The organism is uncultured Pelagimonas sp., assembly GCF_947498515.1.
Classification (GTDB): Bacteria; Pseudomonadota; Alphaproteobacteria; order Rhodobacterales; family Rhodobacteraceae; genus Pelagimonas.
Genome location: NZ_CANMKO010000005.1, coordinates 317,617 through 329,305 on the forward strand (window position 1 = coordinate 317,617; position 11,689 = coordinate 329,305).

At 56.7% G+C, this 11,689-nt stretch carries 11 protein-coding genes; 8 read left to right on the forward strand and 3 right to left on the reverse strand.

Features of this window, described 5'->3' with window-relative positions; genetic code table 11:
• Positions 1–4: 4 nt before the first annotated feature.
• The 8 genes from Q1A43_RS11975 to Q1A43_RS12010 all read left to right on the forward strand — a co-directional run bounded on the left by Q1A43_RS11975 (position 5) and on the right by Q1A43_RS12010 (position 8,737).
• On the forward strand, positions 5–724 hold the full coding sequence (locus Q1A43_RS11975) for a transporter substrate-binding domain-containing protein (protein WP_299925869.1): 720 nt from the start codon (positions 5–7) through the stop codon (positions 722–724).
• 94 nt (positions 725–818) lie between these two features.
• Positions 819–1,700: an ABC transporter permease gene (locus Q1A43_RS11980; protein WP_299935488.1), complete on the forward strand. Its 882-nt coding sequence runs from the start codon at positions 819–821 to the stop codon at positions 1,698–1,700.
• Positions 1,697–2,503: an ABC transporter permease subunit gene (locus Q1A43_RS11985; protein ID WP_299925872.1), complete on the forward strand. Its 807-nt coding sequence runs from the start codon at positions 1,697–1,699 to the stop codon at positions 2,501–2,503. Before Q1A43_RS11980 ends, Q1A43_RS11985 begins: the two co-directional genes overlap by 4 nt.
• Positions 2,504–2,608: 105 nt before the next feature.
• Positions 2,609–3,967, forward strand: coding sequence for a glutamine synthetase family protein (locus Q1A43_RS11990; RefSeq protein WP_299935435.1), 1,359 nt, complete (start codon positions 2,609–2,611; stop codon positions 3,965–3,967).
• A 53-nt stretch (positions 3,968–4,020) separates the two neighbouring features.
• Positions 4,021–4,704 (forward strand): type 1 glutamine amidotransferase, encoded by a 684-nt coding sequence (locus tag Q1A43_RS11995; protein ID WP_299935438.1) that lies wholly within the window; start codon positions 4,021–4,023, stop codon positions 4,702–4,704.
• The gene (locus Q1A43_RS12000) at positions 4,701–6,059 is read left to right on the forward strand and encodes a glutamine synthetase family protein (RefSeq protein WP_299935441.1); all 1,359 of its coding nucleotides are present in this window, start codon (positions 4,701–4,703) and stop codon (positions 6,057–6,059) included. Before Q1A43_RS11995 ends, Q1A43_RS12000 begins: the two co-directional genes overlap by 4 nt.
• 54 nt (positions 6,060–6,113) lie before the next feature.
• Positions 6,114–7,415, forward strand: coding sequence for an FAD-binding oxidoreductase (locus Q1A43_RS12005; RefSeq protein ID WP_299935443.1), 1,302 nt, complete (start codon positions 6,114–6,116; stop codon positions 7,413–7,415).
• Between the two features lie 116 nt (positions 7,416–7,531).
• Positions 7,532–8,737, forward strand: a complete 1,206-nt coding sequence (locus Q1A43_RS12010; protein ID WP_299935445.1) for an aminotransferase class I/II-fold pyridoxal phosphate-dependent enzyme — start codon at positions 7,532–7,534, stop codon at positions 8,735–8,737.
• A gap of 59 nt (positions 8,738–8,796) precedes the next feature.
• Here Q1A43_RS12010 and phaR read toward each other — a convergent pair whose 3' ends face one another.
• From phaR to Q1A43_RS12025, 3 genes are all read right to left on the reverse strand, one after another.
• Positions 8,797–9,360, reverse strand: coding sequence for a polyhydroxyalkanoate synthesis repressor PhaR (gene phaR / locus Q1A43_RS12015; protein WP_299925891.1), 564 nt, complete (start codon positions 9,358–9,360; stop codon positions 8,797–8,799).
• Positions 9,361–9,456: 96 nt separating this feature from the next.
• A complete protein-coding gene (gene xseA, locus Q1A43_RS12020; RefSeq protein ID WP_299935448.1) occupies positions 9,457–11,016 on the reverse strand; it encodes an exodeoxyribonuclease VII large subunit in 1,560 nt (519 codons plus the stop codon).
• Between the two features lie 53 nt (positions 11,017–11,069).
• Positions 11,070–11,672, reverse strand: coding sequence for a hypothetical protein (locus Q1A43_RS12025; RefSeq protein ID WP_299925897.1), 603 nt, complete (start codon positions 11,670–11,672; stop codon positions 11,070–11,072).
• Positions 11,673–11,689: the final 17 nt, after the last annotated feature.

Genomic DNA, 11,689 nt, shown 5'->3' on the forward strand with positions numbered 1-11,689 from the left:
AACCATGAAAAACCTACTTATCGGAACCGCCGCTCTGGCGATGATGGCAAGCGCTGCTTTTGCCGCAGACACCGTTCGTCTGGGCACCGAAGGCGCTTACCCTCCATATAACTTCCTCAACGATGCGGGCGAAGTTGATGGGTTTGAGCGCGAGCTGGGCGACGAACTGTGCAAGCGCGCCGAGCTGACCTGTGAGTGGGTCACCAACGATTGGGATAGCATCATCCCCAACCTGGTGTCATCGAACTACGACGCAATCATCGCCGGCATGTCAATTACTGCTGAGCGCGCCGAAGTTGTTGATTTCTCTCAGAACTACACACCTCCGTCGCCATCTGCCTATGCGGCGATGTCCGAGGGCGTCGACCTTTCAGGCGGTGTTGTTGCGGCCCAAACCGGCACCATTCAGGCTAACCACGTTGTGGATAGCGGCGCGACCCTGTTGGAATTCCCAACACCGGACGAAACCATTGCCGCTGTGAAATCCGGCGAAGCTGACGCTGTTATGGCCGACAAAGACTACCTGATCCCAGAAGTCGAAGCCTCGGACCTGATGTTTGTTGGTGACGATGTGCCATTGGGCGGCGGCATTGGCATGGCCTTCCGCAAATCCGATCCTGAACTGCGCGGCAAATTCGACGCGGCGGTTGCCTCGATGAAAGAAGATGGCACGCTCAACGAGCTGATCATCAAGTGGCTGGGCGAAGAGTCCCCACGCTTCTGATCCATTGATCATTGGGGCGTGCAGCTTTGCGCGCCCCTTTTCCATGACGTGACTTGGCCGCATCGCCAAAGTCGCCAACATGACGAGGTCCGTCATTTTCGCACATTGCGCAAACCCCGAAACGCTTGAAGGCATCAAGTGGTTGTCCTGTTACCTGACAACAGGCAAGCACATGGCCTTCTACGCCTCCTTTGGTACGGTCCTTCTTTTGCTGGCGATCACCGCCCCCACCGCCCTTGCGTTTGGCTTTGGCGGGGCAACGGCGGCACGATCCAGTTTCACACCGCTTCGTTGGTTTGGGCGCAGCTACATCGCCATCGTGCGCGGTGTGCCCGACATCGCGTTTTTCCTGTTCTTCGTGATTGCCTTGGATCAGGGGTTTGAATGGATGCGCCACAAGGTCAAATGCCCCGATTGGGAACAACCCATTCGACAGGGCAATGATTTTGTCGTCTGCGCCGAGGCCAAATTGCCGCTGTCGGATTCGGCACAATGGGTGCATGAATCCTATGGGTTTATGCTGGCGGTTCTGACTTTTGCCATTGTGTTCGGGGCTTTTGCGGCGAACGTACTATTTGGGGCCATGCGGGCGGTTCCACGCACACAACTGGAAACCGCTGAAAGCTATGGCATGAGCCCGCGTCAAACATTTTGGCGCATCATGGTGCCGCAAATGTGGGTCTATGCCCTGCCCGGTCTGTCCAACCTCTGGATGGTTCTGATCAAGGCGACACCGCTTTTGTTCCTGCTCGGCGTCGAAGACATTGTCTATTGGGCGCGCGAATTGGGAGGGTCCAAGACCGCCCGCTTTACGGATTACCCGCATGGGGATTGGCGCATGTGGTACTTCTTTGCGCTGTTGGTTTTCTATCTCGCCTTTACCAAAGTCTCTGAGGTCGTTCTTGACCGGTTGATGGCCCGTCTGACCAAAGGTCAGGCCACTTCGGGTGGCGAAGCGCAAAGGAAAACTGCATGAGCTGTTGGCAGACAATCACCGACTATAGCCTGCGCTCGATTGGCTATGGCGAACGGCTTTTGCCGCGTGGGGATTTTACCCTGTGCCAACAATTCACCCTGATCGGGTCGGGCATGATCTGGAACATCTACTTTGGTGTTCTTGCCCTGCTGGCCGGTTTCTTTTTGGCAACCGCTGTTGCCCTAGGCAAATCCAGCAGCATCTGGCCGATCCGCAAAGCCTCTGAATGGTTCATCTTTCTCTTTCGCGGCTCGCCGCTGTTCATCCAGTTCTTCTTTGCCTACTTCCTGTTTGTCGCTCTCAAGGGCGTCATTCCTGCCCTCGCCCCCTTTACCGCGCCGTGGCTAGGCGCATTGACGGTGCTGTTTCTCAACACCGCCGCTTATTCCGGTGAAATCTTTTACGGCGCGCTCCAATCCATCCCCAAAGGCGATACCGAAGCCGCCGATGCCTATGGGTTTTCCGGCTGGAACAAGTTCCGCAAAATCACCTGGCCCACGATGTTGCGGCTAGCGTGGCCCGCCTACACGAACGAAGCAATCTTCCTCTTTCACGCCACCACGCTTGTCTATTTCTCCGGCTTTCCGGCGCTAAAGCAACGGGGAGACGCGCTTTATTACGCAAACTACTTTGCGGACAAGACGTTTAACCCCTTTGTCCCCTACCCCATTTTGGCCGGGTATTTCATCTTGCTGACATTGGTTGTGATTGGCGTTTTTGGCATCATCAATGGCCGTCTCAATCGACATCTACCGCAAAACACCCGCGCCAAGATCAAAGTTCGCCCCAACCTGATCCGCTAAATGCCTGTTGTTTGATCATGTCGTCAGGCTAAGGAAATCCCCCTTGCCAGCGCGTTCTCTCGCGCCTACGATGAATTTGATCAAATTAATTCGACAGGACGTCTTATGGTTTCCCCGCGTTTAGGACCAAACGCCGACTGGCTGCGCGATCACCCTCAGGCCCGCACCATCCGTGCCGCCGCCTGTGACCTCAATGGTGTGGCGCGCGGTAAACGTATGCCCATTCCAAGCGCAGAAAAGGTGCTTAAGGATGGCACGCGCTTTCCGATGTCGGTGCTCAACCTTGATATCTGGGGTGAAGACATCGAAGACAGCCCGCTGGTCTTTGAAACTGGCGACAAGGATGGCCAGCTGTTCCCGACCGAGCGTGGCTTTGTGCCCATGCCGTGGCTTGATGCGCCGACCGCCCTGTTGCCGATTTGGATGTTTCACGAAGATGGCCGCCCCTATGATGGTGATCCGCGCCATGCGCTGGCCCGTGTTGCCGACCGATATGCTGACAAGGGCCTTACCCCTGTTGTCGCGGTTGAGCTTGAGTTTTTCCTTATTGACGACAGCAGCCGCAATTTGCAGGTTCCGATTAGCCCGCGTTCCGGCAAACGCCGCAAGGCCGCCGAAATCCTGTCAATCCGGGCGCTCGATGCCTTTGACGGCTTCTTTACCGAGCTCTACGAGGCTTGCGAAGCCATGGAAATTCCCGCCGACACCGCCATTTCCGAGGCCGGTCTGGGACAATTCGAAATCAACCTTGTCCATGTTGCCGATCCGCTGCGCGCCGCCGATGATGCGTGGCTGTTCAAAATGCTGGTCAAAGGGCTGGCTCGCCGTCATGGTTTTGCCGCCAGTTTCATGGCCAAACCCTATGACGACTATTCCGGAAGCGGCATGCACGCGCATTTCTCCGTACTGGATAAGGGCGGCAAAAACATCTTTGATGATGGCGGTGAAAATGGCACCCCGGCGCTCCACCACGCCATTGCCGGCTGTATGTCCGCCCTACAGGACAGCACATTGATCTTTGCCCCGCATGCCAATTCCTATGACAGGCTTGTGCCCGGCTCACACGCCCCAACAAGCGTGTGTTGGGCCTATGAAAACCGCACGGCGGCCATTCGCGTTCCCTCTGGCGCCCCCTCTGCCCGGCGCATCGAACATCGGGTCGCGGGCGGTGATGTGAACCCCTATCTGGCGCTGGCCGCCATTTTGGGCGCCGCCCTAAACGGGATGGAAGACGCGGCCAAGCCCCCCGCCCCGATCACCGGCAATTCCTATGATCAGGACCTGCCACAGGTTCCAAGTGATTGGAAAACGGCGATTGATCGTTTTGAAGCCAGCCCGCATATCCCGCGCATCTTTGCACCGGATCTAATCCGCAACCTGTTGATGACCAAAAAACAAGAACATCGCGACATGCAGGAGCTTACTCCCGCGGAACAGGTCGAAATCTACCTCGATACGGTCTAACCTGACCGTCTCAAACACGCCAAATAGGCTCTGACAAAACAACATGGTGTTCCATGAAAATTGGTATCTTGCAAACCGGCCTTGTGCCTGAAAATCTGGTGGAAGAGCACGGGGAATACCCCGAGGTCTTTATGAAATTCCTGACCGGATACGGGTTTGAGTTTGACAGCTACTCGGTTGTGCGCGGCGAATTTCCCTCTGGCCCTGAAGCCGCGGATGGCTGGCTTATCACCGGGTCCCGCCATGGCGTTTACGAAGATCACCCATGGATCGCCCCGCTCGAGGATTTGATCCGTGGGGCCGTGGCTGCGGGCAAGCCGATTGTCGGAATCTGTTTTGGTCACCAAATCATCGCTCAGGCCCTTGGCGGTCGGGTCGAAAAATACGATGGCGGCTGGGCGATTGGTCCACAAGACTATGATCTAAATGGCCAGAACATCACTCTGAACGCATGGCATCAGGATCAGGTCATCACCCCGCCAGACGGGGCCAAAACCGTTGGCAGTAATGCGTTTTGCACCCATGCCGCGCTTCTCTATCCGGGCAAGGCCTATTCAGTGCAACCGCATCCCGAATTTAGCGACGCCTATACCCAAGACCTAATCGACACGCGCGGCCCCGGTATTGTACCCCAAGATATCCTTGATCAAGCCGCTGCAAAACTCGGCACGCCGCTATCGGCGCAAAAGCTCGCCGATCAATTTGCCCTGTTTTTCCGCGAAGGGAGGATCGCATGAGCGATTTGATAAAAGACCTACCCGAAGCCGCGCAAACCTATCTCACCGGCCATCGTTTGGACGAGGTGGAGTGCATCATCGCTGACCTGCCCGGCATTGCACGTGGCAAGGCGGTTCCGGCGTCAAAATTTGCGCGCCAAGACTATTTCCACCTACCGGATTCGATCTTTTTCCAAACGATCACAGGCGGTTGGGGCGAAGCCGCCGATGACGACGGGTTCATCGAAAAAGACATGCTGCTCCGCCCAGATATGAGCACAGCCTCGGCCGCGCCATGGACGGGGGACTGGACGCTTCAGGTCATTCATGACGCCTATGATCGGCACGGGGACCCGATCCCCTATTCGCCCCGTAACGTGTTGAAACGCGTGGTGGACCTTTATCACCAACAGGGGTGGGAACCGGTGGTTGCGCCGGAAATGGAATTTTTCCTGATCGCCCGCAACCTTGACCCGGCGCAAGACATCAAACCGATGACCGGCCGATCGGGCCGCCCCGCCGCCGCCCGTCAGGCTTATAGCATGACCGCCGTTGACGAATTTGGCCCGGTGATCGACGACATCTATGATTTCGCCGAAGCGCAAGGGTTTGAGATCGACGGCATCACCCAAGAAGGCGGTGCGGGACAGTTGGAAATCAACCTCTTGCACGGCGATCCGGTCAAGCTGGCGGATGAGGTATTTTACTTCAAACGGCTGATCCGCGAGGCGGCATTGCGACATGATTGTTTCGCCACTTTCATGGCAAAACCTATCGCCGACGAACCCGGCAGCGCCATGCATATTCACCATTCGGTGTTGGATATGGAGACCGGGCAAAATATCTTTGTCGGCCCGCAAGAGGGCGAAACAGACGCGTTTTTCCACTTTATCGGCGGGCTACAAAAACACCTGCCCGAAGCGATTGCCGTGCTGGCGCCGAATGTGAATTCCTATCGCCGCTACGTGCGCGATCACGCGGCCCCGATCAATCTGGAATGGGCGCGTGACAATCGCACAACCGGTATACGCGTGCCGCTCTCTAGCCCACAAGCCCGTCGGGTTGAAAACCGCATCGCCGGGATGGACTGCAACCCCTATCTCGGCATCGCGGCCTCGCTCGCTTGTGGCTACTTAGGCATGATGGAAAAACTGCGCCCGTCGGCGCAATATCGCGGCGATGCTTACCAAGGCGAAGGCGATATTCCCCGTGTTCAAGGTCAAGCATTGGATCGCTTTGAAAACGCCGCAGCTTTGCACGAGGTCCTTGGCCCCGAGTTTGCGCGGGTGTTTTCGATTGTGAAACGGGCCGAATATGATGAGTTCCTTCAGGTGATTTCGCCATGGGAACGCGAACATCTATTGCTCAACGTCTAATGTGTGCGGCGCAGAGCGTACGCAAGATCGATCTAACCCTCGGGGGAAACGCATGTGAACCTGCTTTTTGCAAACGACAAACGCGGTGAACACCCGGCAAGCTGGTACGCCGCCACTGCTGGGGACGTGCCCAACTATCCGCCATTGCGCGGCGCGACACAGGCGGATGTTTGCATCATTGGCGGTGGGTTCACTGGGCTTTCGGCGGCGCTCCATCTGGCCGAGGCCGGTGTGAATGTGGTGTTGCTCGAGGCACAGCGCGTCGGTTTTGGGGCATCGGGCCGTAACGGCGGGCAGCTAGGTTCGGGCCAACGTCAGGACCAACAGGAGTTGGAACGCATGGTCGGCGACGACGCCGCGCGTAGACTTTGGGATTTGGGTGAAGACGCCAAGGCTTTGGTGCGTGATCTGATCGCCACCCACAATATCGATTGCGCGCTCAAAAACGGAGTCGCTTGGGCCGGATCATCGACAAAGTCAGTGCGCTGGACCCATGACTATGCCGACCATCTGTCGCGCCGTTATGGTTATGACGTTGATGTTTTGGACAAAGACGCCTTTTATCGTCTCTGCCCCTCCCCCACCTATCAAGGTGGTATTCTCGACAAGGGCGCTGCGCATTTGCATCCACTGCGCCTTGCCCTTGGGCTGGCCCGTGCGGCCACAACCGCTGGTACAAAAATTTATGAACGCGCCCATGTCCACGATGTTAAACCGGGGGCGAAAATCCGGATCGCCACGGACACCGGCCATGTCGAGGCCGATCACCTGATCTATGCCTGCAACGGTTATCTTGGCGGCTTGAACCGCAAGGTCGCCGCCCGCGTGATGCCGATCAACAATTTCATCGTTGCCACCGAACCTCTGGGGGAACGCGCGGCCGATGTCTTGGCCCAAGACGTGGCGGTCGCCGATGATCGCTTTGTCGTCAATTACTTCCGGCTTTCGGCTGACAAACGTCTGCTTTTTGGTGGTGGCGAAAGCTATGGCTACCGCTTTCCAAAGGACATCCGCGCCACCGTTTCCAAACCCATGTTGCAGATCTTTCCACATTTGCGCGATGTCTCTCTTGATTACGCTTGGGGCGGAACGCTAGCTATCACAATGAAACGTATGCCTTATTTGGTGCAACTGGCCCCCAATGTCTTGTCCGCGTCGGGGTATTCTGGGCACGGGGTTGGCAATGCCATTCAGGCCGGTCGCTTTATGGCTGAGGCGCTGCGCGGTCAATCCGAGGGGTTTGATACCTTTGCTGCCCTGCCGACCCCCGGCTTTCCCGGCGGTTCGGGGTTTCGCACGCCTCTACTTAGCCTCGCCATGAGCTGGTACGCGCTTCGCGACCGGTTGGGCGTCTAACAGTTTTTCTCCATGACAATTTGGTAAATTCCCGCCAACTGGCGCGGAAAATTCTTGGCCTGTGCGCACTCCTGAATTAAGAATACCGAAAACCGCAATTCAGGAAATTGAAATTCATGCTTCCGAACATGCACGACGCCGAACCCATCCCCGAAGCCGCCCGCGCCGAAATCGACCGGCTTTTGCAATCGGGTGACCTGTTTCGCTATCACGCACCAGAGGACGCGCCAGTGTCCCTTTTGGAACAGGAGTTCGCCGTCGAGCTAGGAAGCAAATTTGCCCTCGCAGTGTCCAGCTGTTCGGCGGCTTTGTTTTTGTCGCTGAAGGCAATGGGCCTCCCCCGTGATGCCCGCGTGATGATCCCGGCCTTCACCTTTGCTGCGGTTCCGTCGTCGGTGATCCATGCCGATTGCGTGCCGGTTCTATGTGAGGTCACCGACAATTACCGCATCGACATGACCGATTTCGAAGCCAAATTGCCCGGTGTTCAGGCCGTCATCATAAGCCATATGCGTGGCCATACTTCGGATATGGACGCCATCATGGCGCTCTGTGATACACGCAACATCCCGGTGATCGAAGACGCCGCCCATAGCCTTGGCACCACATGGCATGGGCGCAATATCGGAACCATCGGCAAGGTCGGGTGCTTTAGCTTTCAAAGCTACAAGATGATCAACGCCGGCGAAGGTGGGATCATGGTGACGGATGATGCCGATCTTGTGGCACGTGCCGTTATCCTCTCTGGTGCATATGAGCACAACTGGCGCAAGCATATGGATCGCAAGGACAATTCAACCGAGTTGGAAGCGGCATTTGACCGGTGGCAAAACAAGCTCCCACTCTACAACCTGCGTCTATCCAACCTTGCGGCGGCGGTGATCCGTCCGCAAATTCCGATCCTGAAAAACCGTGTTCAGGAGGGGCGGCGCAACCATGATCACGTCGCGACATTGATCAATCAAAGCCCGTGGATTTCGGTTCCCGCCAAGCTTGATCCCGAAAACCGAGCGCCGGATTCCTTGCAATTCAACCTTGATGGGATGAGCGATAGTGACGTTCAGGCCTTCGTGGGCGTAGCGGCGGAGATGGGCGTCAAAGTTCAGGTCTTTGGCCTGACAACTGATAACGCGCGGGCCTTTTGGAACTGGGAATTTTTGCCCGAGCAGGTTGAGCTTCCACAGACACGCGCCATGCTCATGCGGGCCTGTGACACGCGCCTCCCTGCGCGTCTGACCCAATCGGATTGCGAGGCCGTCGCTACCGTTCTGACCCAAGCCGCTGATCAAGTTATGGGGCCGTTGCGCGTTTACGGAACCTGATTGTCACAAACAAAAAAGGAGGGGTAAAAACCCCTCCAATCTTCAAGGTTTGTGCAGCTTTACTTGTCCAACTTGGACAGTTTATTTTGCAGATCACTCAGCTGTTTGCGAATAGCTTCGAGGTCTTCGCCCTCTTCTGGTGCGTCCTGAGTCGGAGCTGTTCCTCCGGCTATTCCACCCGTCATTGCCTTCATGAACGCTTCTTGTTGCGCCTGCATGGCTTCGAAACCCGGCATTTGGGTCAACGGGTTCATTTTGGCCATCGGATTGGCCCCACCCATATTCTCCATCCACTTGGATTGGCTATCGCGGAACATCTCGAAACTTGCGGCCAAAAACTGCGGAACCGAGCTTCCGGCTTGGGTCGTGTAGCTGCGCACCAAATCCGTTAAGACGTTGATAGGAAGAACACTTTCGCCCTTGCTTTCGTGTTCGGCCACAATCTGCAATAGATATTGGCGGGTCAGATCATCACCCGACTTAAGGTCAATAATCTCAACATCACGACCATCGCGAATAAAGCCAGCAATGTCCTCCAGCGTCACATAATCCGACGTCTCCGTGTTATAGAGCCGCCGACTGGCGTAGCGTTTTATCAATAGCGGCTTATCTTTTTCAGCCATCCTCGCCTCCCCTGCGATGCAGCAATGCAGAAAAAGCTTATGCGAGCGCAGAAGAAAAAGAAAGCCTACCATAAGGATAGCGGCGAATTCGCCGCGTCAGAACAGGCTGCCTTGTTCCGGCTTTGGTGGCGTTTGCGATTTTTTCGTCGGTTTTCGCAAGGTTGCGCCATCGCCAACCGCCACTTTCCCATCCGCGAACTCGATTTCCAAAGCCTCGGCTTTCTTTGCACCCGCAGTGGTTGTGACCACATCGCCATCCCCGCGCACAACCGCATAGCCGCGCCGCAGCGTTTCCTTGTAGCCCAAAGTTTCGCGCAACCGGTCCAGCGCATCCAATTTGGATTGTGCCTCTGAAATCCGCCCGCGTTGCGCCTCGTCCAACCGGCGGGACAGCCCAACAAGCCGATCAGATTGCACCGCAATTTCCCGCTGAATTGGGCGCGGAGACAACCGGCCAAGCCGTTGTACCAAGGCCTCGCGCCGGGTTTGCACCAACCGCTTAAGCGCCGGTTGAAGCCGTGTTGCGCGATCCGACAAGCGCGATTGTTCCGCTGCAATGGCGCGGCTCAACACACCGGGGCGCAGGCTCCCGGCGCTTTCAGACAGGCGCAGGCGTTGACGGTCAACCAAACGCCGCAACCCAGCGGGGAGTTTATCCCCCATGATATCAAGCCGCTGGCGTGGCCCATCCAACAAAGTTTCTGCACGCGGCATCGCGCGTCCCAAATCCCGCAACCTTTGGCCACGGTGTTCCAAACGTTGCTCCACCGCGCGGGTCATTCGCGCATCATAGTCGCGCAGCCCGGCCAAAAGCTCCATGCGCACCGGCACCGCCAGCTCCGCTGCCGCAGTTGGGGTTGGGGCCCGTATGTCCGATACGAAATCGATCAACGTCGTATCGGTTTCGTGTCCAACGGCCGAAATCAACGGAATGTCCGATGATGCTGCTGCCCGTGCCACGATCTCTTCGTTAAATCCCCAAAGGTCTTCGACTGAACCACCGCCCCGCGCCACAATCAACAAATCGGGGCGTGGCATCGCGCCTCCAGGTGTCATGCGGTTGAACCCCTCAATGGCGCGCGCGACTTCGGGGGCACATTTCGCGCCCTGAACGGCCACCGGCCAAACCAAAACCTTACGTGGAAAACGATCGCGCAAACGGTGCAGGATATCGCGGATCACCGCCCCCGAGGGCGAGGTCACAACCCCAATAATTTCAGGCAGATAGGGAAGTTTTTTCTTGAGAGCAGCTTCAAACAACCCTTCGGCTTGCAACTGCGCCTTGCGCTTTTCCAGCATCGCCATCAGGGCCCCGGCCCCGGCTGGGCGGATTTCTTCGAGGATGATCTGATACTTGGATTGGCCTGGAAAGGTGGTCATCTTGCCGGTGGCGATGACCTCCATGCCCTCTTCGGGCTGGGTCTGTTGACGTGCGGCAACACCCTTCCACATGATCCCGGAAATGACCGATTTGTCATCCTTGAGGTCAAGATAGATATGCCCGGATCGTGGCCGGCTAACTCGCCCAACTTCGCCGCGCACCCGTACAAACCCAAACTCGCCCTCAATCGTGCGTTTCACCGCGCCAGAGAGTTCGGAAACCGTGAATTCCGGGGCGTTATCCGATGTGTCAGGGGTGTCGTCGAAAAGATCCATACTCTGCCTCTTAGCGGGGTTGGGCGCAGTTTAGTGGGTTCGGTGTTTGGACGCTAGTCACCGCAGCCACCACCGCAACCAACGCCACCACTGTCACCGCCTGCCTTTTGTGGGCGCTGTCTATGGATCCAAATCTGAATCAACACGATAGGTACGAGTGCCAACAACGCTGTTTTTGGCCAACCGACAGAACTTACCACCGTGGCAAAAATAAGAAACCCAATCTGTAAGCCGCGTAAAATGAACCGGCTAGGCGCAGGGCGCCAATAGCGATCCGGCGCGGATTTTCCGAATTCTTGCTCATATTGCTCAAGGGTTGCCTCGAACCGAGGCGACTCATTCGGAGGTGGACCACCGGGATTGTGATGTAGCTTGCGGCCCAGTGCCTCTGGGCAAAAGCGATTCCAATAATCGGCGGTCAAGGTCAGATGGATATGCCAGATTTCATCGACATAGGTGGATGGGCGCGTCTCACCCGGGCAGGCAATGCACAGATAGGTAAAGCGCCGATATTCAAAAATCATCGCGTTGACATCACGCGCATTATATCCGGTCTTCAGCCTAACGTAGTCGCCAAAGAGCATACCATCGACTGAAGGAAACTCATAGGCCGCGATCCGCGACCACAGGTCAGGATCACTTAGATTACCATTCATCGCCACAACTCTTGCCG